We start from the raw sequence: 22483 nt of genomic DNA on the forward strand, positions 1-22483 counted from the left end.
TGTTTTCCCCGCGGCTAATCTTAAAAGTAACTTAAAGATAAATATGTACCACATGCTTAACGGTCTTATTACAAACTCTGTAAATACTACTTTTTTTTACAAAGAGAAGTCTTGCATAGCTTGGTCAATCATGTCGTCTGTAATTCCAATGTAACGCATGGTCACGGATTGGGATGAATGTCCAAAGATTTGTTGGAGTATCGCCAGATCCTTGTATTTTTGATAAAAGTGATACCCAAACGTCTTTCTCATGCTATGTGTCCCAATCGAGTCCTGAATGCCGGCATCCCGCGCAGCAGCATTAATAATATTCCAGGCTTGCACGCGGCTAATCGGCTTATCCCCATTCCGTGAAGGAAACAAATAATCCGAGTCGGCCATCGAATGGCAATACTTTTCGATTCCATTTTTGAGTGCATCCGTCATCAAAATGCGCCGGGTGTTTCCGGTCTTTTTCTCTCGCACCTTGAGATGCGTGGCCGACTTCACATCCCACACACGCAGCGGCAAAATGTCACTGATCCTAAGACCCGAATTGATCCCCATAAAAAACAAAAAATAATCCCGGTAAGATCGATGTATGAGCAGTTCTTTTATCTGACGGATCTTCTCCAGGTCACGGATTGGTTGAACGGTATTTGCACCTTGAGATGGTCTCAGCGGTAACACTCCTCCCACCCGAAATGTTTAACTAAATTATACAATAGAATCAAAATGTTAAGTACAAGTTTTTAATGGAACCGAAAATAAACAAAACGCATTGCTAGAAGCCACTTTTCAGCTACTCTGCACGCGTTTTCCGTACTTAACCTTTTGTTCAATTTGTTGATTTAATTTTTAATCGGTGTTGCCATCTATGACAGCTAATACTCCACCTAAACAGAAAAAAAGGTTTTGAGATGCTCAGAATCATGGCTAAATTCTAATGGGGGTACCTACTGGTAGCCCCTTTTCTTCATGCAGATTCCACAGAACTTATACGGCAGCCTCTTGGATTCCATCTCGTCGATCAGATCCTGAATGTCCGTTGAACATATCTTTGGATGTTGGTCTGTAATGTGTCGATCCCTGTTCTCCATCCGGGACTGGTCTAGCGTTGAACATCCGCCAGCATCATGAATAACGTTTTTGGTTGAAGAGGCATTGGTGCTCCAGGTATTGATATTCAGCACAAATCCTGAAGGATTTGTCTTGCGCCATTCTAAGTAATCGACTGCTTCGCTTTCCTTCGTGAACTCTCTCATACTACCCCTCCATCCCCACAAATGCATTACAGTTAGCCCCTCAATGAAACCAGTAACGGTATGATAACTCTCCCCAACTGATCTAGTCACCGAACTATTCCTGTAGATTCATCTTCTATCCCCTTACTTTCGTGCTATCATATCTATCAAGGTTCACCTTTCTTAGATCAAACCAGCTATATGAATTCTGTGATGATTGGGTTATTGCAAAGACCAAAGACTTCATACTTTGTATAAACAATGGTGTTTCTGTACTGCCTTAACCCTAACTTCCCAATCAAGATATCCCTGTTTACGTTAATTGTCGAGGTATTATTTTCCATAACAGTGATCACTCCTCCTGCTTAAGCATCCATGATCATTTCTGCAATTCTGGATTCGGAAAATTCCCACTCATCAGGAATCTTATCTATGGTTCCAGCGCCGAATGCCCTATCAGTCCATTGTTTATACTCATATAGAATGGTCTCGCCTCTACCATTTGCGCTCTTCTTTAGATGCTCGGCAATATCCAGAGGAGTAGCAAGAAACACTCTTGGCATCTTGTCTATTGACACATTCTTGAACTGAACGAGACATACTATCGTGCGCGGCTTATGTTTTTTGCACCAGGCGTCCGCCGCTGCGTAGTAGTTTGCATCAGACATATACGATTGAGTTAGCCCCCAACCGCCATCTTGACTACCTTTAACTGATACCTTGAGCATCTTATCACCTTTAGCTATCATCAAATCGTATTCAGGTTGATTTGCGCCATACTGTACAGAAACGTCATATCCTGCTCTTGCAAACAACGCCGCTGTTATCGCTTCCGCTGCTACACTAACTTGCCACTGATTCATCCCAATAACTGTTTCAATCTTGCCTATGTAGAGCGGTATATCCTTAGGAACAAACTCTCCTCCTGGAATATAGAGTGGTCCGATAAGTTGTCTTGTATTAATAGGATTTCCAGTTAGCTTCATAACGAATGACTGGAATGCCTCTTCATTTTGCTTTGCCTTCTTGGAGGATTTTCCGAATGGAACAAACTCATGGATGATAAATATAGCTTGTGCTGCTTTCTGATTCTTAGCCTCTATCAGCGTTCCTGCAACCGCGTGGATAAGCTGATACCTTAGTGATCCGACATCCTTTGTTCCGAATATCGCTTTAGAGAGTTGCTTGATGCGATCAGGAATTTTAGAACGCGGGTTGGCTTTTACGCTTCTAGCAACATAATCATTCACAATATCTCCAAATGATTCATCTACTTTTGCTTCCACCGAGATTACCGTTTTCTTCCCGTTCACATCACCTACGATAATCATATCGTGATTGCGGCCGGTACCTCTGAACTCATCCAGCTTCGTTTCATACTCTGGTACAGCCCATTCAGGTTGAAAGCTCAGGGTATCAGGCAATGACAATAACAGATCAGATAGATCGGAGGGCATTTTCGGCCCATTATTGGTCATCCAAGCTTTTGCAAGTTCCTTAGCGCTTCGTCCATCTTTCCAGTGATTCTCACCTTTGGCTGGGGGAGCATATTGAAGCCACTCATCAAGTGAGTGAATGGTCTGTCCGGCCTGATTTGTAATAATCATGCTTTACACTCCGTTCTGTATTCGAGCCCGTTCCAATCATTGTTATGTATTGCTTTGACAACTTTATGTCAGCGAACCCTCGTTCGGCAATTAGTTAATAGAAGCCTGAAAACCACCAAAATTTTCAACCTTGTAAATGATACTTGACTCTCCATGGATGATGCGCTTACCACGACAATTAATTTTGATCCCGAAGTATTTAACAATCATGTGTTATCCACCGCCGACTAATCCATCTTTAGTCCAAATATTCAACAAGGAGCGTTATAACCCTGCTTTTGGGCAAAAGAATAGCGCCGAGTGGGCGCCAATAAATAATACTAGGATTCAAGAATTAAGCTTGTGTTACTGTAACTATTAATTACATTTCCAAATAATCCATTTTCCATTAAACTAATCCTACTTATTAAATTCAATTTTCATCAAGCAAATAATACTTACTTGCGAATGCGGTGCAAATAAAACCGCTGCCTTGATCAATATCAGTTCCAGTGAACCACAATTCGGACAATCTATCCTTTCATGTGCAACACCTCGCCGCAAGCTTTACATTCTTTATAACTTGCATCCCGCTCTGTGCTCAACCTTTCCACGTCACAGCCGTTAACCGACTTTACGATCTATTTAAGAAAAGATCATTAAACTGTTCACGAAATTCTTTTGCATGATGAGACGGATGGAATAAGTGACCTTCTGTCTTTACCTGAAGCCTCTTGCAAGCGGCTTCGGCCTTCCTTCCTACCGTGATAATCATTACGTCCGAGAAGAGTTCAAGCACCGATTGAAGCACTTCTAAGCCCCACTGAAGTTCGGCTACCGAAGGCGTCCTGTTACCTCCGTCTTTACCCCGTGGATGAAGCGGAAACGCATTCCACATAATAGGCGGCTTAGACAACCGGCTTACTTCACCCCAGACGACTGTTGCTGAAGCTTCGCCTTTTTTTCCTTCCACGACAAAACGTGTCCCCCGAAAATGTCGATCAAGATGCCCTTCATGAATGAGTTTCTCCGACGTAAAGGGTATGCCTGTTTTGACACAGCCGTGGATCCCGGGAGCCTCCCCGATAAACATCCATTCCGGCTTAAGCCAGAACAGTGCATTGAAATATTTGATCAGATTCAACTGCTTCATGTCCGAATCGGCATAGAAATTGCCGGCATTAAGGAAGTCCCTATTTGTGGCCAAGCGTTTAACCAGTGTGCGAGCCTTCTGGTCAAATACTTCTTCCTCATCCACCACGGGGTGAAACGATGCATCTCCATCTTCAGAGTAACCTTCACCTTTAAATATTTTCCGTTGCACGGTAGGAATTACTTTGATTACTTTGCGCTCAAGCATCTATTACGCCCCTCTCTTGAAACCATTATAGCGCACCAATTTCTGGTGAGCGATTGCCAAATTAGACCGTTTTTCCTATCCATTGCTTAGGAAATTCTTAGAATGTTTATAGGTCAATCTCTCGATTTCTTACAATTCCTCATTCGACAGGCGGCCCCATCGACATTAGAATATCCTGCAGCGTGAAGGTAAAAAGTCGCCCGCCTGCTACAACTGTGGTGAGTGCATTGCTCGCTTCCTCCCTCTCCACGCTCGTACGATGTGCAGGTATTTTATTACCCCATTCAGAATTGCGTAAAGATAGGAAGGTGCGATCAAATCACTAATCGCTCTCCTGGGCCTTATAGTGGCATTCTTCTCCAGCATTTACAAGATGGCACTTTATAGAAGCTTCGCTGGTCTTTATTTTAGGATGTGGATCCAATTTAACACTTTGTGCATTTTGTAAACTTCGTTATCGTTTCAACCAACAAAAAACCGCCTAGTCAAAGGCGGCTAATTAAACTATCGTTTCCCGTTAAGCAAATCTCTTACAGAAATGCCGGAAATCCTGCACGACTCCATAACCATAGAAGTGTATGAACATCAATTGATGCTTACCCACCACCGAAAAGCACCTCTACTTTGCGGTCGTATCAACCTTCGCTGGACTGCTCAAGGTCAGTCTTCTTGTTCGGCCTCCATTTGGGCAGCAACATCGAAGACTCGCCTTCAGCGATTCCAACTCGCCAATGAATCCACTCACTCCACCCGTAATCCGTCTATATGGATTAATCTGTGGTAATATTTACAGTCTCACTTTCCCTATCCCAATGAATATCCCATCCATAGGCTTTGGTAAAGAAATCAAGATTCAATTGGAAATGCCCTTCCCTCGATAATTCATCAGATGCATAAAAATGAGGTCCAACATAAGGTATTTCTTGATTATTGACCGATACAGTACGATTATTTGGATACTCATTAGTAAAGGTCAATCTCGTTCCATCAGGAAAATCCACGGTTGCCCGCCCGATCGGTTTATCGACTTGAATTTGCCCTTGTAAATACGAGAATAAAGGTTTTGCATCCAGCATCAAACCACTGTAATCCTTCTTTAGAGATATTCCGTTAGGGATGGATTCCCCGTTAATGACAAGTTTTTGAGCCCCAAACTCTCTGTAAAAATAAATTTTAATATATTTATTCGTACCGTCCCAAATCACGGTCGAATCGAAGCTCTCGCTTATAAATCTTAAAGGGACATAAGTCGAACCTTCTATCATGCGGGGGCTAATATCCATAGTAACGATGCGTTGGTTGATGATCGCATCCAACCGGTTAATCGTAAGTTTCATAGTCTGATCGTCTTTTGTAGCCGTTACCGACTTAGACGCCCCATCCCAAACGACGTTTGCTCCTAATGATTCGAAAATCGCCCTCATCGGCACTAAAGTTCTGCCCTGTACGACTTTAGGCAAACGGTCATATTCTTGCTTAGTGCCTTCCATAAAAATTTGAATGTTTTTGGATCTGGGAAGTAAACCAAAAGTGTAATCTTTATTTGAATAAATAATGAAATCATTCGTGGACATTAAAGAGACTCTTGAGTCGCTATTACCGCTTACCATTAACGAATCGACTACTTTTCCATTAGATGCATCAAGAGTGTGTACGATTCCGGATGTACCTGTTTCGCCATTACTTGCGATATAGACCAGATTGTTTAATACAAGCGGCGCTCCGACAGCTTTCACATTTGTTTTCCATTTCATGCTTCCTGTTTTTAAATCCACAGCAATTGTTGTTTGATCTTTGAGATTAAAGATGATATCGCTTTTTCCAAGTGCGGGGGCCAGCTCTACAGTTGACGGTATCGTTTTTTTCCATAGAAGATTACCATTCCCGGCATGTAAGGCATAAAGCGTATTTCCAATTCCCGTATAGACAATCCCGTTTCGATAAACGGGTTGAATGAGTTCGCCGGAATCGCCAAGTTTTTTGGACCAGACAGTAGAATAAGCGGATCCTTTATCGGTGTAGGCCCGAAGCACAGTTACGCCAGCCGCAAAAATCCTGTCCTCCGCCAATACTACAGGTTTAATGGCTAATGCAACGCTTGTCCCCCATTTTTTTTTGCCTGTTTGAAGATCAAGGGCAATAAGATCGGATTTTCGATCCACAACATAAATGGTGTTATTTAAAATTACAGCGGACATATTATCCAACTTTAAAGGCACGGACCAAAGAATTTGCGGCTTGTCCCCCAAATCCTTAACGGCATAAAAACGTTCGCTGCTGCCTGCATATATAATTCCATTTTTCACAGCCGGGCTCGACGAAAAGTATCGATCATAATAGATCCCATCACCTTGACCGCCGTCGTTAAAATCCATTTCCCACTTTAGTTTTCCGGTCACAACATCAACTGCTTGTAACTTCCTTGGAGCTAACTCAGGAGTAATGTAAAGGGTATTTCCATCGATAACCGGCACTTGTTGTCCTACATCTAATCGAGATGACCATCTGATGTCAAGTGGAGGAATAAAATCAAAAACTTGAAATCGCGAATGATGCAGATCTCCATTTGAAGAAGACCAGTATGCATGAACATTTGGAACTGCTATTAAATTCAATAAGAATAATACAATCAGATATGTAATTGCTATCGCTAACTTGCGAGTTATCACTCCGATCACTCCTTAACCATTTCCCATAATATTAATAATAAAGATTTTTTCGTTTTTTTCATTTAAGAAATGTTGGAAGCTACCGGGGCTGGCTTTTTCATAAAATGTCTTCCCCTTCTCTTCGCTTTTTAGTTGAATCACATTATTATTCCGCAGTGTAGTAATCTTGTCCGCGAAACCCGTTAAAAGCTGATACCAACCCACAAAGACGTTGCTGGTTAGGGTCGATCAGATGCCGGCCGTATGCATCAAGAAACCGATGTGTCCACCGCATGTCCCCCAGGTTAAACTGAAGTGACCACATTCCCCAGAACAAGTCGTAATGCGGATTGCCGACGCCGCCATAGCCCACATCGATGAAACCCGATAGCCGCCAGTCATGAATCATGACGTTCGGCAGACAATAATCGCCGTGAATTATGACTTCCCTGTCCCAACCCACGTGACGAACAATCGCTGTCAACTAGTCGAATGCGGCGGCCGGATCGGCGCATTCGAGATATCGAAGCAACGAACGGTCGCAGCGACCGTTTCGGAAGTTATCTTCCGCCCTTCGGACCATATCCTCCAGTCCATTCTCGGTCGGGCAATCCGCCGTCTTCAGGCTGTGCAGCCGGGTCAAGCTTTCCGCAAACGTTTCGCAAAGCTTGGCTGGATCCTCCAAATAACGGTTATCCGCTGCGTCATGTCCGGGGACGGCTTCCATGATCAGATACTCTCGCTCTCCGTCTGACTCGAAGCAAATTGGCTGCGGCGCAAGTCTGTCCCCCGCGAGAAACCGTAGCATGTCCGCTTCCCGCTGTAATCGTTCGCGCGCATGCGCGATTTTTAAACAGTATGCGCCGTCTGAACCTGCAATGTGGTAGACGGATGAGCGGCGCTTTAACTTCAGTGCCGAGACGTCGCTTCCTTCCGCATAACGACGAATCGATTGCGGAAGCAATCCGATATCCAGCATTCCGCTGCCCCCCCTTCTCATTTTGATCAGTTCGTTAAAAAGTTGGCTGGACCCCTATTTTAACTCAATTTTCTTTTTCTCGTTTGTCGGCTGTTATTTCTGGCCTTATACTGCTTGATTGCATCCGTATAACAGTATTTGAAATAGCCTACCGGGTTTTTCATCTCGATTTTCATAACAACTCCAGCAGAGGGTATAATCTCACACGTACGGGAGAAGAACAGATCACAAGCGATACTCACGACTTCCGGATCGAGCTGCTGTGGGAACTGGTTAATTAGCATCGTATAGATTTCTTCAATTTCACTTTGGCTTACTGTCAGATTGTCGTAGATGTAACAGGTTGCCGGCGCATGTTTTAATAATGCTTCAAAGATCGGGTCCGGTTTTTCTTCTTCAGAATGATTCATCGAAGGGGTATTTTCAATAGTTGCGGCGGTTTCTGCCGAAGCGCCCAAATAATCAAATACTTTTTTAGAACTGATACTGTTAGAACTAATACTGTTAGTACCCTGTTTTTCCGTGCTCGGAATCTCCGTGCTCGAAATTTTAGGGTATGGTTTTTCCGTACCCGAAAATTTAGGGTACGGCTCTGAATCAACTATTTTGCGTTCTGGCACTGCTTCTATGTAATAAATGTTATTGTCGAACTTATTGCCTTCCGCCCTGGTCTTTTCAATGGATATATAGCCGGCCTCGACCAATTCCTTGCGATACTTATAAAAAGTATCCTCTGACTTGATCGCCAGTTCCTCTCTCATAAGAGACACACCGGGGAATGCAGTTCTTTTTCCATCTTTGCCCGATCCAGCAAAGGAACATAGATAAGCGTATATTGCCTTCGCTATAGGGTTGAGGTTTTTGTCTCTCATGACTCGTTGAGCAAGGAGGCCATAACCCTCCTCATAAATGGTTCCTCTAAATTGAATCACTGTATCATGCATAAAAAAACTCCTCCTATAACTAGGGAGAAGTCTGCCCTTGCCCATTCAGCTCTGACCATGATAAAATGAGGTACACAAAGTACCTATAGCTGAATAGGGCAGACTGCCCCCATATGTATTTAACGAAAGAACGCTATGTCCGGCCAAAGACAATACAGCGTTCTTTTCGTTTTGTTAAGGTTTATTTAGGCCAAATCTATTAATCTACTAGATGAATATTTAATGGCACTTATTTAACAGCTGGTACACCTCCGTTCAAGAAAAACCAATCGTCAATCTTCGTAACACCAAAGTTAAATTCGATCTGGCCATCTGCACTTGTAACATGAACCATTTCTAGTCCGCCATCCATTTGTTCTGTGAATGTAAAATCCTTTAGATCGCGATTCTCAAAAAGTTGACCGAAAGTGTTAATGTAATGTTGTGGGTCAAGCGTATCAATGTCGTTTGCAACTACGCTCTCAATCAGGGATGCATCTTTTGAGATCAATCCTTGAACTACTCTCTTTATGACTTCTGTCTTAGAAGTTATTTTCTCCTTCCCTTCGATACGAGAAGCCGTTAAAACATCAAGTGGCGTCTCGGTTTTTTCTGCCGACATGGGTGGACCTTCTTCTTTGTTTCCGCAGCCACTTACAACCAAAGCTAGCACAAGGCCACAAGCCACAAGCCACGTTTTCACACTCATCCTCCACCTCTCATCGGTTTTAATTGCACAGTATGATTGGTTTCGTCATACAACAGTTCATATCCTGCATTTTCCAAGACGACACGAATGGGTATCCAGCCTTTCTGCATTTCTTCGATGACGGCAGGCTTCAGAGTAAGGCTGTTCCCTTCGATCTTGATGCTGGGCGAATCACCATTTGCGTAAACCTGAACCTCTTTGCCGTGCTGGCCGGCTTTGATGGCCAGCTCAACTTTGTTGGCGGAATCCGGGTCGAGGTTTAGCGACTTCATAACCCCAAAGGTACGGAAAGCCGATGGCTCCATATAAAACGTACCGCCTTGAATTTTGCCGTGAATCTGCTGCTCCGGGTCGGTATTTCCTCCTTCGATCTCGAAGATGCTGCATGTCGGGCAAACGGGAGTCGTGATGGGTGTCAGATCAAGCACCATTTCCCCCAGCTGCTCAGGCTGCAGAGCAGGCGCAACAGCCGGAATGGGCTGTATAACAGGCTGCTCTGCTCCCTTATTGTTTAATAGCATATACGCAATCGGAATACTCATGACGGCCATGATCACGCCTGCAATCGCGAGTATCTTCATCCCGGATCGGCGGTCCTTGGCTTGTTTCTCTTCCCGGAATATGGAATCATCGTTCAGATAATGCCACCGTGAAGCATTCCCATAGTTGTAGAAAAGCTTCATTTGCTTTTGAATCGCCTCGGATACTTCAGCCCCTGACTCTTCTTTCCGATCCATTTCAGGCGTAAGAATGTCCCACACACCCAGATTGACCAGCGTAGATATCACCGGATCACCCGGTTTCCTGCCAGATGCCAGCACGATGATTCGGGCATTGCTCCGGAGCCGGAAGACTCGGACACCGCGAATGAGGGCTTCTTTTGTTGTGCAGGCGACATCAACAATGAAGTAGCGGAGGGAAATTTGACTGGCCCCCTTACAAAACTCCAAAAATTCGTCAGTTCTGAACTCGCCTACTCGCTCAAAAAGAATAGGTTCTTCATCTGTCGCTGCTTGGATGGCCTGTGCATAGGCCGGGCTCGCAATAATGCCTAACATGCGTCTCACCTTCCTTTTTTTGAAACATAATGTTCAAAAGCGCAGAAGCGTATCACCATTTCGCCCGAACTTTGATCCACAAGAAACGCTTCGCCTCGTTCCAGCGTTCTACCGCCATCTCCACCGTAAATGGTCGTACAGGATAGTGAAGAATAAAGCAGTAGGAAAAATTGCCGAAAGCAATAACAACAATAGAAATAGATTTTTATTAAAAGAGAACCAATAGAAGGCGCTAATTAAAAGAGATACTTCTGAAAACCAAAAACTTCTCAGGTACCATCTTCTCCCAGCCCACTCATTGTCTAAAGGACCAAGAAACGCATAGAGGAATACCCCAATCCACCATATGAACATGGTGAGAGGTACTATAATAAAAAGCATGTTAATCATGTTTCTCCCCCTTTTAATAAAACTGCATCGGATTAACCAAGTTTCCATTTATTCGTATCTCGAAATGCAGATGCGGCCCTGTACTTCGTCCTGTGCTTCCGACTTCCCCGATCTTTTCACCGGCTGTCACGTACATGCCAGCCGTAACGTCAAAGGCGCTCAAATGATAGTACCGGGTTTCCTCGCTCCCGTGTTGAATAATGATGGCATTACCAGCAGTATCCCAGTCCTCTTCCGCCAAGGTCACAACGCCGGATTTAGCAGCAAGCACATCATGCCCTTTTGGAGCGCCAATATCGATTCCGTTATGGAAACTATGTTCGCCAGTCACAGGATGGACACGCAAACCAAAAGTCGACGTCAATCTATAAATGCCAGGAACGGGCCACAAGAACTCTCCGGGAGGTATGGGCTCTATCGGGCCTGTTTGCCCGTCATCCATAACAGAAGCCCAATCTAGCATGGTATACCGCAAAACATCCTCCCGCTGCGTTTCGGTTAACAATCCCTTCTCAACCAAAAGACCGATGACCTCGTGTAAGGAACGTTCATAATACACTGTTTTGTAATACGAGCAATCGTACTGCTCTTCTTTGGCGATAGGCTTCCCTTGCTTATCGGTTTCGGTTACGGTTCTCGTACACGTTTTCTCGACCCGTTTTTTCTCTTCCCGCACAAAGTATTTTGCGCTTCGGTAGGCACGGCTGTTGCTTGATTTGCTGAAATCCTGGCCTAACAAAACCGCGTCGATGGCCATCACCTCTTGCCAAGAGACGGAAACCCCATAGTCCGTCTGTACGCGCCCGGCCGCACTCTTGTAATATGTGATGTGTCCCTGCTCTGCATCTGCCAGCGGAATGTGCAAGAAGATGAGCAAGGGAGCTGTAAACAGCAATAGAAATACCGTGAGAAAAAAGACAATGGCATAAATCAGAACCTTGGCCAGCTTATCTTTTGGAATAAGAGCAACAATCCATGTCGGCATGACTACCTGCCTCCGGCCTTACCGAACAGTTCTAGTTCAAAATGTGAAACGTCAATTTTGAGATGCAGCCTGCGGTTCCCGGCCACAAAGAGGGCTTCCCCTCGCTTTCCTTCCGTTAGCGTCTGGATTTCCTTTTCACTGAGGCTCATGAGCTTGGAAAGCGCCTCAATGTCTTTGTCACCCTGTCCCATGATAAGCTTGTAAACCGGATTGTCGATAAGCGCCTGCCCATACTTTTGGATGGAGGGGTCCATAAAATCGACCATGTTGTGCGTGATGACCATGAGTCCACCCTCATACTTCCGGATACGCTTGCTTGTGTTCCGAAGAAACTTGAGGGACTGCGGCGTTTCAGGATCGACCAGCAAGTACGCTTCATCCACACCGAGAAGAACCTGTTGCAGGCGATCCTCTGCAATTTTGCCCCAAGCCCATCCGAGAACGTTAAAAAACTGCGCCCGCCGTACATTGTCGTCGGCCTCCAGCAAATGATGAATGTCCAGTACAATAAAATCCGAATCCGCTTTGATCGTTGTATATCCGCTCCACAGCGCTTGATCTGCTCCCACAGCCGCTGAGCGCAGTCGCATCGCCAGTAGCTTCCACTCTGGTGCTGTCTGTGATTTTTCAGATTCCTGCAGCATGTATTCGTACAGCTCCGGTATGATAGGCCAGCCTTCATTTGGAATCATAGCCGGATCGGTTTCCCATGTGATGCCTTTCCCTTTGTAGACCTCTTCCAGTGCGATTTCGAGGTAGCTCTCTTCAAGCTGAGACATATCTTTGAAATAAAGCCGGAAGAACGTACGTAGCGTCTGAAAGTGTAGAGCAAGCGGTCCCCGGTTGCTCAGGTGCGCATACATGGTATCGCTCCCGTCTTCTTCATCATCCATCGGCACTGGACGAACCTGTAAGGGGTTAATTCGTCCCCTGATACCACCTCCACAGTCAATCCAATCCCCATTGAGGTTTTTACACAGGTCCCGATATTCGCGCTCTGGATCCAAAATAATAATTTTCGTTCCCTGTGCAAACTCACTGACCAATATTTTTTTGACGACAGTGGATTTTCCTACACCCGGGCGACCCATAACAATCATATTGGAATTGGTACGGCTGGAATCCCGCATCCAAAAATCAACGACAACGATCCCCCCGGACTTATCTGTTCCTATCAAAATGCCTTTTCCATCATTTAGACCAGAGTAAACAAAGGGATAGGAAGCTGCGATTGTCTCTACTGGCATATTCCGCGATCCGAGGGTTTCGATCTGGCTTTCCAGAATGCCCCATGGTCCAGCGGACCGAAGCCCCTGTTCTTGTTGGAAAATCGGAGTGCGTCCACGCATGCCCGATACAGCGAGGGCGGATTCGATCTGCTTTGTGCGTTGGTTGAGTACGTCGATATCATCCGCGCTGATGAGCAGCACAACCGTCAGAATAAAAACCTTTTGCTGCTCGTTGTCGATCTTTTTGAGCAAATGTTTCGCATCCTCATACTGCTGCTCGGTCCGTTGCATCAGTACGGGGTTCCCTCCGTTATTGATTTTGCTGTGAAGTTCATTCATGGTTCGTTTGATCTGTTCAATCAGGTCGTACGGATCGGTGGGGACCGAGTGGATCGAAACGACAACACCAGGCATCGTTGCAATCCGCGATAACCAGGCATTTCCCACACGCTGCGGATAATCGGTAATCACCATCACACGTTGCAGCAGCTCTCCATTCTGAATCGATTTATTGTTAAACTGGAGGACATCCGGACTGATGAGATCCAGCAGACCCGAGAAGGCTGGCGCGACAATGGCGGGCAGCTTCTTCGCCCTTGCATCCGGAATGGCCGGGTTTGCGACCTGTGGCAAAGCAATGGTTTTCTCCACCTTTACACCTCCTGTGGTCTGTAGGTTGTCGGAAGACTGAAATTGGTGAGCGGTGCCCGTTCATGGGCGGCATGACTTGAATGAAAGAACACAAATTCCAAATCACGCAGTTCCTCATCGGAACAAACATAACTGAGCAGATCGGAGCTGCTGAGATTGGTGGCCAGCTCCTGCGCCCGCCGGTACAGAATTTGTTCGTCCAGCTTGGGCTTCTTTAGGTTGCTCTGTGGCTGCACAAGCAGCATATAAAACTCCCGAATCAGCGCCTCTCCGCTTGTGGCCATCGCGGCGGCATGCTTCATATACCCCGTTAACAATCGTATCTTGATTCGGTTAGTCTCTTCGTTCTTCATCTCCCCAAGGCGATTAATATACGTATCTAAATCGATGGGCCGGGCGATAGAAACGATCTGATAGCGGTAATCAATGCCGTTAAGCACTTCTTCGAGCAGCTTGATCTTCCGCTCCCGTTCGGTTTCCGTGAGCAAAAAGATGTTGACGGGCGCTACCTTCACGGCAGCGACGAGCTGGCCGTCTCTGCGGTGTATAAAACCGTTGCTGATATCTTTAATCGGGAACCAGCCTTGTGTAGAGGGCGAGCCCTTTGCCGCAGCCGATGATCCGCCCTGTGATGTGCTTTTATTAAAGGGCCATTTAAGCATCTACTTTCGCCCCTCCCCGTATCGAAAGTGGTACCGTTTGGGTCTTGTCTGAAAATCTTTAAAGTCCTTCATTAAAGTTAAGAGGTTCTTTCCCGTTCGCGGGTCTGGTTTTCCGATTAAAAAACCGAGAGCCGCACCAATCGGTATGGCCAGAAAAGCAGCTAAGTGATGACTCGCTATAAAGATGATCCCGGATATCAGGAGGCCCGTTACGGTACCAAGCAGCAGGAAGATAAGTTCTTTCCAGCCGAAACTAGGGAAAAATTCAAATCGGCTTTTCACATTTTTCGGTACGATAAAATTGGCCACGGCCCACTTACCTCCCCCGAATAAAAGCTCTACTCATTACCATGCGCGTGACTGATCGTGTAGCCCCTGTTGCAGCCCGCCCGACTCCGGAAGAGTACATATACTGTTTCAAGACGGTTGGTGACGTATAAGCGACCCATATGGCTGCACAAAACATAAGCAAGTTGCCCATGACAAACCCATCTGTTTTAAACATCAACGCGTAGAAGCTAACTTTTAGCATAAATAACTGGATACCGTGCGATAAGGATATGCTCACCAGTTCTCTCCACCACGACTGAAACATTTGACTATCTGGGTTTGTAAGGCCAAGGGCCATGAAGGAACCGCTCACCGCAGTCATCGCCAGTTGCGCCGCACGAACAACGGTCTGGAGGACGACGATGATTAAAAAAACAAGAGCAACTATAATTAATAGACAGTAGAACAATTCATATTTGCCGATTTCTACAAGTGACTCAAAGATCGATTTAATTTCTTGTGCACCGTCTTTCACGTTAAAACCAGACAAACTCGCCACGTCATGGGATAAGGCGGTTCCAAACTCCATAATCCATGTGATGATCCACGGCACAGAGCCAATGACAGCAGCAGCTCTAGCTGTACGAAGCAGTAGACCGCCCGGATCGGCGTTCGGGTCCCCGTCAAGCCGCATGATATACGTCATAAATGCTTCATACGCGACTTTCACAATCAAAATGGTACCTGCTAATAGTTGGGCGTAGGCTATTCCTGAATCGACAACAGCCAAATCGAAAAAAACATTCGTATATGCTTGAATAGTAGCAAGGAGCGAAATGAACCAATCGATAGCCTCCTTTGTAACTATTCTGATAGCATAGGTGAGCGCATTTAGTAAAAGTTCTCCCATTTTTTCATCTATGTTCACTCTTTATCACCGCCAACAATTGAAGTTCTATCGGGGTAACAAAAGGGCAGTGCCAGAGCACTGCCCTTTTGTTTGATTAGGCAAAGTAGCCCAGAAAGACCGTTACAAGTCCACTTGTGCACTCGGCGATGGCTGCACCAATCGCGACGTTCTTCATCTTCTTGTTCCGGTCACTAATGGCGTTTGGATCGTCAGCCATTGATTTCATCCAGCCGTGGAATCCGATCATCAGCGCTGCTGCTACCGGTACTAGAATCAGCACCCACGTCAGCGCATCTTTCATCAGGTTCGATGCACCAGTAACGATATTAGGGGCGGCGAAGGCCGGAGCAGCCACCATCATCATGGCGAACGACAATACAGAAATCTTGGCTACGACACCTTTATTGATCTTCGATACGATTTTTTTGAATAATTTCATCTATAAACACTCCTTAACATTTGGATTTGGTTTTGATACACTGAACATGTCGAATGATTTTTTGTTTCTCCCTCTCATCTTTGGGGGGAGTTTTTTTTTACATTATCTAAGTATTAACATGCGCAAACTTGGTATTTTGCTGTATCAAGCCTCCTTTCATCCAGCAGCTTTGGGAGCAGCAACAGCAGGAACATGGATCGGTACGCGCTCAATTGATCGTGGTTCTTCACCTCCAGTTGGAATAAACTCTTGATTAGCTGGCCAGTAGGATAAATCCGGCAAAGGTACTTTAGCTGGAAACTGTCTTGCTCGAAGGACGAGTGAGAAGTCTTCCGGCCAGCGCAGTATTTCATCTATCGTCAGAAGCTCTCTGCCTGTAAGGCCCGTTGAAGTACCGCTGGATGTATCGTTGCTTCGAACCGTTGTAGAGGTATTTTGCGTTTGGATCGTGTATTTACCACATTTCAGACTAATGTCCTTGGCCGTTTCGGTGTCTTGAGTAAGTAAGTAAATGAGCGTATGACAGTTCCCCCGGATCGTATCCGATGTTGTGGGATAGATGCTTTTAAGCTGCTGGAAAGCCTGCACAATCAAATGCCAGCGGATGCCTCGGCCACCGGAAACGGTGAGCTTTGCATCAAAATCTTTAATGGCCGGCATGTTTCCGAATTCATCCAAAAGATAATTTACACGGACGGGCAGCCTGCCTTTGTTTTGATTGGCCAGTTCGACAAGGGCGCGGTAGGATTGATCCGCATAGAGTGCCGCAAGGGAATGCCTGGTTTTGTCTTCGTCTGGTATGATGAGAAACGTTGCTGTCTTTTCAACGCCTGATTGATGGAGATCATGGTCTTGTTGTCCGGTTAAATAGGCGATAGATGGATCGGAGAAGAGTCTAAGGAGTGCTGAAACATCTGAGAAGAAGCTTCCCCGCATTTTCTCGGGTGCAAGTCGTGCTGTGGCTAATGCGTCACGGGCCGGATGGTCCCGTGGTAGGGATTTGAAATATTCGTTGATGGGTACATATTCCTCGCCGTCTGGAGTCTTAACTGGCTCACCTAACTCGGCAAGCATCTTGTAAACGCTAGTCATGTGTTTTTGCTTTGAATCGGGAGCTTCCATCGTAACCGCTAGGATTAGTGCCGCAATAACAGACTCCGCGCCATTGCGCCAGATCGGCTCTCCTTTTTCGGCCCCGGGTTTCGAATACACGAACATATTCGCAATACTCCATGCCTGCTGGATTGCCTCAGCCATATCCTCTTTTTCGATGGCAGATACCACTTGCGCCATCGGATTCCAGCGGTTACCGCGGCCCGGCTTACGAAAGTCTAAGTAAACGATCTTGTAGCCCATTTTCTTCAAGTAATCGCTCGTTAGGTCAAAGAGCTATGATGATAGGTAAGATTTAGATGTTATCTCCATCTTTTCCCCCATCTCACACCGTACGTGCTGGTTTCCCAGCATACGGCGTTCCATCGTTTTCAACTGACATATAAGTTAACCTATATTGCTATCGGTTCGTTGCCAGCTTTTGTTCGGAGAAAGTTCAGTTTGGCAATTTGTTTGCTTTTAAGATTGAAAGACCGAATGATCTGAGTAATCTTTTTCAAATTGGTCATATGAATGAGCTTATGTATGAACCAATCAACGATGACAAGATTACTGTATTTATCAGTGCCTCCGAGTTTCAAAGGGGTTAAGTGATGACAATGCACACGATCCACACCAATTATTTCACCAGTTACAAAGCATTTCCCATATTGAGCGACATACTTAGATATTCTATTGTCATTGTACTCGATGCTTTTATTCTTGGAGTACGTTGCCATGACTTGAGTCAGAACATCTTTTGGTATCGCTCTAAGGTTGCTATGTATTTTGGCTCGCCCTATTACAGTGTAGTTACAGGTATCTTGAGAGAAATTCCATGGATTCTTATGATGTATGCCTGTGATCGGGAGAATAGGTGTATTTTGTATGGTTAATATCTTGGTATGGTTCTTAATCCCTTTTGCTCTTTTCTTAAAATCAAGTGATGTTTCACCGAACCTTACAACCCTAATGTGATTTTTAAGTCTGGCTTTCATAGTTTTGAGAAGAGTGTAGCTTACCTCTGTAAGATCCATGTAGATTGTAGCGGCGTATTTATAATAATTTTGAATTCCAATAAGAGTCGTGTTGAATCGTAGTACACTTTCTGGAGTGAGCTCTTTTTGAATTTCCTTAACCCTTTCTTTCAAGAGCCTTTTTGATTTATGGATAGCCTTTTCCGTCATACTGGTTTTGGCAACATATCCATATCTCGATTTTCCCTGTTGTACAAGCTTGACCTTGAATCCAAGAAAGGTGGATGAATTCTTTTTGAGATTAACCACGTTAGACTTTTCTTCATTGATTTCTAATCCTAGTCTGGATTTAAGAAAGTCAATTGTTGCGTGATAAAACCGTTTGGCATCCTGGTAGTTTCTACACATGATTTTAAAGTCATCGGCATATCGAACAATATAACCATCTTTCATATTCGTGTATTTCCTGGCATATTCCAGGAACCCCTTATGTTTAACGGAGAAATTGTGTGGTATATAGGTTTCCCATTGATTGCTGACCCACCAGTCTAACTCGTTCAATACAATGTTAGATAGTAACGGGGAGATGATTCCACCTTGCGGTGTGCCCTTCGATGGGATACCTTCACCTTCAATTTCTGATTTCAGGATTTTAGATACGACACATAACAGAGATTTATCCCTGATCCCCAATGCCCACATTTGCTTGAGAAGCTTTCCATGGTTCACGTTGTCAAAGAAGCCTTTGATATCGATATCAACGCAATAGTAGTGGCGCGCGACATTCATAAGGCTAACCATCCGACTTAGTGCATGGTGCGTGCTTCTATTTGGCCTGAATCCATAACTATGGTTATGGAATTTGGCTTCACAAATGGGTTCGAGTATTTGTAGGATGCATTGTTGAACAAGTCTGTCCCAGATGGTAGGGATTCCTAATGGTCGCATCTTTGTACTTCCTTCTTTCGGGATGTACACTCTTCTGACGGCTTGTGGTCGATATCTTTTGAGCCTTTTTCTGACTTCATGTATAATTTTCGAATCGTTTAGATGCCAAATGTCTTTAATGGTTAATTTGTCAGTTCCAGCAGTTTTACTACCCTTATTGGTTTTGATGTTGCGATACGCCAATCTAATATTCTCTTCTGAACCGATAATGTCCATTAACTTATAGAAATTGTTACCGTTAAGACTTCTGGAATAAAGCTCGTCATACTTTAACTGCATGTCGTAGTATTCGCTATGTCTCAACTTGGTTTTCTTTAACATGGGTTGTAGCCTCCATTTCAGGGAGGAGCTACATCTTTTAGTCTTACTCGAAACCATGCTAACCGTTGGTAACTGTCAGTCTTCAATCGACTAGTGGCTATCCCTCCACGTTCATTACACGCTTCAACGGTACTGTGCCACCACTTTCACTGTCATAAACCTAGGTTATACATCTAACTAATCTCATTAGTGCTTTCCCTAGGACCACTTCATAAGAAGCAAGCCTTCCGTGTTGACAGCTTACCACGTTCCGTTATTCCTATCTTTGCATACACTTTTAGGTTTCCCCTATGAGCCTGCTACTTTGATATTGCCTATAACAATATATGGGTTTTCATAAATCAGAGTTTTACTCACCCACAGTAGCGACACTATTTGTGTCAGAAAGCCTTTCGACTTACTCCCGATATAGACCCGTACAATCAGAGATTCGTCTGCGCTATCAGAGCTCGCTACCGATTCATTGCGCATCCTAACCATAAGTGTTTTATAGACTCCCGGCTTATAGGCTACACCATCCACCGCTGGACAGCTTTCGTGTCTTTCGACTTACGGTAGCTCTCAGCCGACTTCACCGAGCTTCATACGGTTTGATTCTTGCTAATCTCACCGCATGTCGGAGATTAGAGGAAGCCCTTCAAGGCGTTACCCTATCATTTGACTTCTTGGAATAACAGTTTACTGTTGAACTAAATGTTCGACAGCACCTAAGCTTTTCACTTAGGAACGTGTCGCGCCCGATTTCGGGTCCGACAGGATCATGCTTTCTCCGGCATGGGCCAGCTGCCAAATGGTAGGCAGTACCGTCCTTCGCGTTTTTCCGGATCGAGTAATCCCGATAATCAGCGTGTGCAGGTCTTCGGTGATTGTCCAAGCGAACTTCTTGGCTAAACTTGCGCCCAAGACAATCCCGCCTTTAATGGGAACCATGGTTCCTTTCACCTTCTGTTCCATCGTTCCGAATGGCCAATGATTGGTTGTCTTGCCCAGCTCCTTCATCGTCTGAAACCGACTAGAGCCATAATGGCCGTTACCAGCTGCGGGCGGTCCACCGACGCCAACGATGCTACTTTTCTTACCACCTTGCAAGACGATCATGAAGATCAGGAGCAGCAGAAACCCTTGAAGCACCAGAAACAGCTTTTGCGATTGCGGATCAGCTAACAGTAGCGTCCATGAGTCGGTCAGTGAAAATTTCTCCAGCCAAAGCCTAGGCACCTTGGAGGCGGGCTTTATCGTCAAGAAAATCTCCGGCAGCCTGACGATTGACGGTACAACAAGAGCGTCGAAGAGAAGTAAGATGACGATTGTAATCCATTTCATCGGTTATCACCCACCGCCGTCAAGATTATGACTCCTGCTCACTTTTCCCATCTCCTTAGCGATTTCTTGATTTCCGCCAAGTCTTCGATAACTTTCTTCCCGAAAACAGCGTATTGCTCCAGCGCTTCATGGACGAGCCGTGATTTGTTATCGTAGGTATTCCAGAGTGCAATGGCTGTTGGAGAAAGCCGTCCCCGGACAGAAATGTCCACGACTGTGAATTCTCCGTGCGGTTTTACATAACTTTTGACTGCTTTTGGCATCTCACCCCTCCCTTACACGATCTTACAACTAGACATTTGTCACATCACAGATAAACAAAGAAAGTAAGGGCTAAGAATCCAATCTAACCATCATTTGCCTTACAATTTGATATTATCTCTATTAACGGTAAAAGTCAACATCGATTTTATTATATATTGCGGTAAATGATGAATCGTTTTAGGTTTTGTGCGATTATTGATATAAATACATTAATGTGTGGAGGCTCTTTAATGAAAAAGTACTTTGATGGTGAAAAACTAAAAGCCCTACGCAAGTCAAGAAAACTATCAGGCCAAGAGCTTGCCAATCGAGTTAACCTTTCTCAGTCTTATCTGAGCCAATTTGAAAACGGTCACTCTATCCCTGATGTAAACATGCTTGGGTCAATACTCGAAGAGTTGGATACAGATCTCCCATCCTTTTTCTCGGATATCCAGAAGGAGAAGGATCATCCTCCTGACGCGTATGAATTTATTCATATCTACAATCAACTAACGGAATCTGAACAAAAAATTTTGATGACGTTTCTAAGGAAATTTGTGAGCAAGGGATAAAAGATTCACTGTTTGTCCTCATCTAAATACTCCATCGAAACATTGAAGGCCGTTGCAATTTTTTTTAAACTTTTGTAACAACCTCCCCATTTCTGTTTACCTGTCTCAAGTTTACAAATGGTCGATTGGGACACGCCCGATTTTTGAGATAACATATTCTGGGACCATCCTTTTGAAAGCCTCAGGTCCTTGATTTTATCTGATATATATCTGCACCCTCCTTCCCGAACCTATTCTTTAGGGAATAGTAATTACCTGATGTAGTCATATTGTACGAGCTAACACTAAATCAGATAAGGGTGATCTTTTATCACCCCTTAGTGTTTAAGGGGGGTATAAAAGATCACCCTTGACAAAAATCAGATTATGCCCTTTGACTTCACTTTATCGATAGCTGCTTTTAAATTCGAAGCACCTAATTTTTTGAGTATACTCTTGATCTGTGTACTTAATGTATTATCTGTTTTGACTAATGTTTTTTCGATTTCATTCCTTGTATACCCTTGTTCAACAAGGTCATATATCTCTCTTTCGGCAGGAGTCAATACTTTAAGTTGCTCCTCTTTTTTTAATCGGCGGTAATCTTTCGTTAATGTCTCAATCGGATTGGTTTCATCACAAGTTGCACGAATAATTTCGGGTATGTCAGTAACATTTTTCTTAAGTATGTAATTCACTGCACCGGCTGCGAATGACTTTTGTATGACTGCTTCATCTGACATCGAGGTAAGCATTATAATTTTGGAGTTATAATTTTGTTTTAAATCTAAAGCAGTATTTATGCCATCCAAATTGTTAAACGTCAAGTTAATGTCTACAAGAAATACGTCAACATCGATTGCTTTTGCAAGGGTAAGCGTTTCTTCTTTCGTAGTTGCTAATCCTACGAGGATCATGTCTTCTTCTCTTGCAAGTAAAGTCGCGATGATTTTTTTCCAATCAGGATCATCTTCAACCAGCAACACCCTGATTTTATCCATGA

20 protein-coding genes and 2 pseudogenes are annotated in these 22483 nt (G+C 44.5%); 1 reads left to right on the forward strand and 21 read right to left on the reverse strand.

Features of this window, described 5'->3' with window-relative positions; translation table 11 throughout:
- Nucleotides 1-96: 96 nt before the first annotated feature.
- From AC0YNZ_RS27865 to AC0YNZ_RS27955, 19 genes and pseudogenes are all read right to left on the reverse strand, one after another.
- Nucleotides 97-660, reverse strand: a complete 564-nt coding sequence (locus AC0YNZ_RS27865; RefSeq protein WP_475829753.1) for a site-specific integrase — start codon at nt 658-660, stop codon at nt 97-99.
- A 275-nt stretch (nt 661-935) separates the two neighbouring features.
- The gene (locus AC0YNZ_RS27870; protein WP_475829703.1) at nt 936-1244 is read right to left on the reverse strand and encodes a hypothetical protein; all 309 of its coding nucleotides are present in this window, start codon (nt 1242-1244) and stop codon (nt 936-938) included.
- A 344-nt stretch (nt 1245-1588) separates the two neighbouring features.
- Nucleotides 1589-2830 (reverse strand): DUF6946 family protein, encoded by a 1242-nt coding sequence (locus AC0YNZ_RS27875; protein ID WP_475829704.1) that lies wholly within the window; start codon nt 2828-2830, stop codon nt 1589-1591.
- A gap of 613 nt (nt 2831-3443) precedes the next feature.
- Nucleotides 3444-4169 (reverse strand): uracil-DNA glycosylase, encoded by a 726-nt coding sequence (locus AC0YNZ_RS27880; RefSeq protein WP_475829705.1) that lies wholly within the window; start codon nt 4167-4169, stop codon nt 3444-3446.
- A 770-nt stretch (nt 4170-4939) separates the two neighbouring features.
- Nucleotides 4940-6838, reverse strand: a complete 1899-nt coding sequence (locus AC0YNZ_RS27885) for a stalk domain-containing protein (protein ID WP_475829706.1) — start codon at nt 6836-6838, stop codon at nt 4940-4942.
- A gap of 145 nt (nt 6839-6983) precedes the next feature.
- Nucleotides 6984-7817 (reverse strand): annotated as a pseudogene (locus tag AC0YNZ_RS27890) (aminoglycoside 3'-phosphotransferase).
- Between the two features lie 38 nt (nt 7818-7855).
- The gene (locus AC0YNZ_RS27895) at nt 7856-8740 is read right to left on the reverse strand and encodes a helix-turn-helix domain-containing protein (RefSeq protein WP_475829707.1); all 885 of its coding nucleotides are present in this window, start codon (nt 8738-8740) and stop codon (nt 7856-7858) included.
- Between the two features lie 229 nt (nt 8741-8969).
- Entirely contained in the window at nt 8970-9422 is a 453-nt protein-coding gene (locus tag AC0YNZ_RS27900) for a hypothetical protein (RefSeq protein WP_475829708.1), read from the reverse strand.
- 2 nt (nt 9423-9424) lie between these two features.
- Nucleotides 9425-10486, reverse strand: a complete 1062-nt coding sequence (locus AC0YNZ_RS27905; RefSeq protein WP_475829709.1) for a hypothetical protein — start codon at nt 10484-10486, stop codon at nt 9425-9427.
- Nucleotides 10487-10889: 403 nt separating this feature from the next.
- Nucleotides 10890-11861: a M23 family metallopeptidase gene (locus tag AC0YNZ_RS27910; RefSeq protein WP_475829710.1), complete on the reverse strand. Its 972-nt coding sequence runs from the start codon at nt 11859-11861 to the stop codon at nt 10890-10892.
- Nucleotides 11862-11863: 2 nt separating this feature from the next.
- Nucleotides 11864-13741 carry a VirB4 family type IV secretion system protein gene (locus AC0YNZ_RS27915; RefSeq protein WP_475829711.1) on the reverse strand — a complete coding sequence of 626 codons (1878 nt, stop codon included), beginning with the start codon at nt 13739-13741 and terminating at the stop codon, nt 11864-11866.
- 2 nt (nt 13742-13743) lie between these two features.
- Entirely contained in the window at nt 13744-14403 is a 660-nt protein-coding gene (locus AC0YNZ_RS27920; protein WP_475829712.1) for a TraC-like domain-containing protein, read from the reverse strand.
- Complete coding sequence (locus AC0YNZ_RS27925; protein ID WP_475829713.1) at nt 14404-14712, reverse strand: PrgI family protein; 309 nt, start codon at nt 14710-14712, stop codon at nt 14404-14406.
- A 7-nt stretch (nt 14713-14719) separates the two neighbouring features.
- Nucleotides 14720-15601 carry a conjugal transfer protein TrbL family protein gene (locus tag AC0YNZ_RS27930; protein WP_475829714.1) on the reverse strand — a complete coding sequence of 294 codons (882 nt, stop codon included), beginning with the start codon at nt 15599-15601 and terminating at the stop codon, nt 14720-14722.
- 76 nt (nt 15602-15677) lie between these two features.
- Nucleotides 15678-16022 carry a hypothetical protein gene (locus tag AC0YNZ_RS27935; RefSeq protein ID WP_220039073.1) on the reverse strand — a complete coding sequence of 115 codons (345 nt, stop codon included), beginning with the start codon at nt 16020-16022 and terminating at the stop codon, nt 15678-15680.
- A 156-nt stretch (nt 16023-16178) separates the two neighbouring features.
- Nucleotides 16179-17399: pseudogene (locus AC0YNZ_RS27940) on the reverse strand (VirD4-like conjugal transfer protein, CD1115 family); the annotation flags it as partial.
- A 128-nt stretch (nt 17400-17527) separates the two neighbouring features.
- The gene (gene ltrA, locus AC0YNZ_RS27945) at nt 17528-19360 is read right to left on the reverse strand and encodes a group II intron reverse transcriptase/maturase (RefSeq protein WP_475829715.1); all 1833 of its coding nucleotides are present in this window, start codon (nt 19358-19360) and stop codon (nt 17528-17530) included.
- 720 nt (nt 19361-20080) lie between these two features.
- Nucleotides 20081-20683 carry a hypothetical protein gene (locus tag AC0YNZ_RS27950; RefSeq protein ID WP_475829716.1) on the reverse strand — a complete coding sequence of 201 codons (603 nt, stop codon included), beginning with the start codon at nt 20681-20683 and terminating at the stop codon, nt 20081-20083.
- Between the two features lie 38 nt (nt 20684-20721).
- A complete protein-coding gene (locus AC0YNZ_RS27955; RefSeq protein ID WP_475829717.1) occupies nt 20722-20946 on the reverse strand; it encodes a hypothetical protein in 225 nt (74 codons plus the stop codon).
- Nucleotides 20947-21177: 231 nt separating this feature from the next.
- Here AC0YNZ_RS27955 and AC0YNZ_RS27960 point away from each other — a divergent pair, with 231 nt between their 5' ends.
- Nucleotides 21178-21501, forward strand: a complete 324-nt coding sequence (locus AC0YNZ_RS27960) for a helix-turn-helix domain-containing protein (protein ID WP_475829718.1) — start codon at nt 21178-21180, stop codon at nt 21499-21501.
- A gap of 5 nt (nt 21502-21506) precedes the next feature.
- Here AC0YNZ_RS27960 and AC0YNZ_RS27965 read toward each other — a convergent pair whose 3' ends face one another.
- Nucleotides 21507-21707, reverse strand: coding sequence for a helix-turn-helix domain-containing protein (locus AC0YNZ_RS27965; RefSeq protein ID WP_475829754.1), 201 nt, complete (start codon nt 21705-21707; stop codon nt 21507-21509).
- A 153-nt stretch (nt 21708-21860) separates the two neighbouring features.
- Nucleotides 21861-22481 carry a response regulator gene (locus AC0YNZ_RS27970; protein WP_475829719.1) on the reverse strand — a complete coding sequence of 207 codons (621 nt, stop codon included), beginning with the start codon at nt 22479-22481 and terminating at the stop codon, nt 21861-21863.
- Nucleotides 22482-22483: the final 2 nt, after the last annotated feature.

Source organism: Paenibacillus sp. J2L1-98 (assembly GCF_056269405.1).

Bases quoted from the DNA above. Each gene is read 5' to 3' on its own strand.
- AC0YNZ_RS27920 (WP_475829712.1), bottom strand. From the start codon at position 14,403: ATGCTTAAATGGCCCTTTAATAAAAGCACATCACAGGGCGGATCATCG.
- AC0YNZ_RS27895 (WP_475829707.1), bottom strand. From the start codon at position 8,740: ATGCATGATACAGTGATTCAATTTAGAGGAACCATTTATGAGGAGGGT.
- AC0YNZ_RS27870 (WP_475829703.1), bottom strand. From the start codon at position 1,244: ATGAGAGAGTTCACGAAGGAAAGCGAAGCAGTCGATTACTTAGAATGG.
- AC0YNZ_RS27955 (WP_475829717.1), bottom strand. From the start codon at position 20,946: ATGCCAAAAGCAGTCAAAAGTTATGTAAAACCGCACGGAGAATTCACA.
- ltrA (WP_475829715.1), bottom strand. From the start codon at position 19,360: ATGTTAAAGAAAACCAAGTTGAGACATAGCGAATACTACGACATGCAG.
- AC0YNZ_RS27905 (WP_475829709.1), bottom strand. From the start codon at position 10,486: ATGTTAGGCATTATTGCGAGCCCGGCCTATGCACAGGCCATCCAAGCA.
- AC0YNZ_RS27910 (WP_475829710.1), bottom strand. From the start codon at position 11,861: ATGCCGACATGGATTGTTGCTCTTATTCCAAAAGATAAGCTGGCCAAG.
- AC0YNZ_RS27880 (WP_475829705.1), bottom strand. From the start codon at position 4,169: ATGCTTGAGCGCAAAGTAATCAAAGTAATTCCTACCGTGCAACGGAAA.
- AC0YNZ_RS27935 (WP_220039073.1), bottom strand. From the start codon at position 16,022: ATGAAATTATTCAAAAAAATCGTATCGAAGATCAATAAAGGTGTCGTA.
- AC0YNZ_RS27875 (WP_475829704.1), bottom strand. From the start codon at position 2,830: ATGATTATTACAAATCAGGCCGGACAGACCATTCACTCACTTGATGAG.
- AC0YNZ_RS27950 (WP_475829716.1), bottom strand. From the start codon at position 20,683: ATGAAATGGATTACAATCGTCATCTTACTTCTCTTCGACGCTCTTGTT.
- AC0YNZ_RS27970 (WP_475829719.1), bottom strand. From the start codon at position 22,481: ATGGATAAAATCAGGGTGTTGCTGGTTGAAGATGATCCTGATTGGAAA.
- AC0YNZ_RS27960 (WP_475829718.1), top strand. From the start codon at position 21,178: ATGAAAAAGTACTTTGATGGTGAAAAACTAAAAGCCCTACGCAAGTCA.